Here is a 1,432-nt window from a genome sequence, read left to right as displayed (position 1 = left end):
TCTTGTGAATCAAACTCAAATGAGATTTTACCAACCGATTTTTTTATTGATATATCTACTTTGGTACCATACTGTTCTCGCAACTGTCGTTCTTGTTGCTTTATAAATTTAGGCTTAGTTATATCTACTTTGTCTGTTTCCGACTTTGACGAAACATTTTTTAATTCATTAACATGGTTTTCTAAATATCTAACACTCCACTTTTCTTTAACAACCCGTTTCGCTAACCTAAGCATTTGTTGTTCATCTTTAATTGCCAATAACGTTCGTCCATGTGCACTTGTCAGTCGCCCATCTTTTACCATGTCAGCAATCTTTTTCGGCAAATGTAATAACCTCAACATATTCGCTATATACGGGCGCGACTTACTCAATCGCTTCGCTACTTCTTGTTGTGTAATTTTCAAATCTGTCATCAAACGTTGATAACTTTCAGCTTCTTCAATCGCATTTAAGTCTTCTCGTTGTAAATTTTCGATGACCGCCAGTTCCATCATATCTTCATCTGTTAAATCTTTGATAATCGCTGATACGTATTTTAGACCAGCAATTTTCGAAGCTCTAAACCTTCTTTCACCAACTACAATGTAATAACCTTGAACTGTTTTTCTAAGCACAATTGGTTGCAAAATTCCATATTGCTTAATTGAATCTGCCAAATCATTTAAATGATTTTCATCGAAAGTTTTTCGGGGCTGATACGGATTCGGTTTGATATCCGATATATCTATTTGCTTAATTTGTTCATCTTTTGTTTTAGTAATACGTTGATCTTCACTTTTTGACAATTCACTCACATCACTTTTTATTTGATAACAACAGTTAAATATATTTTATGTATTCTAAATGAGTCAGACAACCATTAACCACACTTTATTTAAAAAATAATTCATTTTTCAACTTCAAGATACCAATTACAATTTCACAAACAAATTAACTTTTAAATCAAAATTTTCTGAATAATTGTTGACAAATCTTTTTTTACTCTGTAAGCTAATTAATATCTTATAATAGTTTAATGAAACGTAAACACAATAAAGAGGAAAGTAAAACACACCCTGCTTATACAGAGAGTCTTTAGTAGCTGAGAGAAGATTTTGAAAGCGTGTTTGAAAATGGCCTTGGAGTGTTGATGCCAATATGAGGTGTCTACGGGTTCGCCCGTTATAGCGATACAGTATTAACATTGATGTTAAATGGCGTACTGGATTCTTTACGCACGATTTTTTGTTAATAAGTATGGGATAGCACATTACTATATCCTTACTTACTGACTTTAATTGTGATAATTGTTCAGTAAGCATATTTACTTTTAATGCGTACTGAATAAGGTTATTTCAGCGATGGAATAACAAATAAAGGTGGTACCGCGAAACATAAGCTTTCGTCCTTTTTATCCGATTCATTCGGGTACGAAGGACGGAAGCTTTTT

Annotated in this window: 1 protein-coding gene and 1 other annotated feature; the gene reads right to left on the bottom strand. The window is 32.8% G+C overall.

The features are described 5' to 3' along the window. On the bottom strand, window positions 1-797 hold a 797-nt coding region (locus IDG60_RS14040), incomplete at its 3' end, for a ParB/RepB/Spo0J family partition protein (RefSeq protein ID WP_206160814.1). Between the two features lie 228 nt (window positions 798-1,025). Further along, window positions 1,026-1,395 (top strand) — a binding site (T-box leader). Window positions 1,396-1,432: the final 37 nt, after the last annotated feature.

The organism is Staphylococcus sp. EG-SA-2 (assembly GCF_017152085.1).
This window is presented reverse-complemented; position numbering and strand designations above follow the sequence as displayed.